The following is a 1,015-nucleotide window of genomic DNA, read 5'->3' on the forward strand; positions in this document are numbered from 1 at the left end:
ATCAACCGACGCGCGACAGTTCAGCGGCGCGGATGGCGGCATGGATTTCTTCTTCCGCGCCCGGTTCCAGCGGCAGCAGCGGTGAGCGTACCGTCGCGTGCTCCAGAATGCCCCGCGCTACCAGCGCGTGCTTCAGCGCCACCGTCCCTTCCATATGCGAACCCCGGTGGTACACGCTCTTCGTCACCGGCAGCAGCCGGTCGTGTATTTCTCGGGCTTTCTTGTAATCCTTCGCCTTGCCTGCCTTGATCATTTCCACCAGCAGTTCCGGTGCGATATTGCCGTAGCCCACCAGGAGACCGTCCACGTCAAACATCGTCGACAGCAGGTATTCGTCGTGGCAGCTCAGGATTTGCAGCTCCGGGCGTTCGCGGCGGATCACCGGAATTTCGGTATCCCAGCGCCGCATGTTGCGTACCCCGTTCTTCATTGCGAATACCCCTGGCTGGGCCGAAATCTCCAGCAGCGTGTCCAGGTTATAGGTGCACTTGGTGGCATCCGGGTACTGGAACAGGATCAGCGGCAGGCCGCTCTCCTCGTACACCTGACGGTATTTGTCCTGCGGCGCCCCTTTCTGGTAGCCGAAGCGCAGCCAGCCATGGGACGGATAGAGCAACCCGGCGGACGCCCCGGCTTTGATGGCTCGTTTGGCTTCTTCGGCCGCAACGGAGGTGCCTTCCAGTGTGATGCCGGCGATGATGGGAATGGCGCCGTTGACCGCGTCGGCAAAGGCTTCAATCACCTTCATTTGCTCCTCCTGCGACATGAAGGTGCCTTCCCCGGCGTGGCCCAGCACGGTCAGGCTCTTCACGCCGTCGATACTGGCCAGCCAGGCACCCAGTTTTTTACAGGCGGCATAATCGACCGCGCCATCACGGGTAAATGGTGTAACAGGGGCAGGGTTCAGACCACGTAAATCGATGTTGATATCTTTCATAACGTCCTCTTTTCTTTTGAGATATTTCTATTGCAAGGTACATTTCAAGTAACGAAAAACGTTTGCGGGAACGTTTGC

The 1,015-nt window shown here is 58.7% G+C and carries 1 protein-coding gene; it reads right to left on the bottom strand.

Annotation, left to right across the window (positions count from 1 at the left end):
• Position 1: 1 nt before the first annotated feature.
• Positions 2 to 937 carry a dihydrodipicolinate synthase family protein gene (locus HEP82_RS19790; protein WP_225622574.1) on the bottom strand — a complete coding sequence of 312 codons (936 nt, stop codon included), beginning with the start codon at positions 935 to 937 and terminating at the stop codon, positions 2 to 4.
• Positions 938 to 1,015 lie beyond the last annotated feature (78 nt).

The sequence above is a fragment of the Musicola keenii genome, from assembly GCF_014855505.1.
GTDB classification, from domain to species: Bacteria; Pseudomonadota; Gammaproteobacteria; order Enterobacterales; family Enterobacteriaceae; genus Musicola; species Musicola paradisiaca.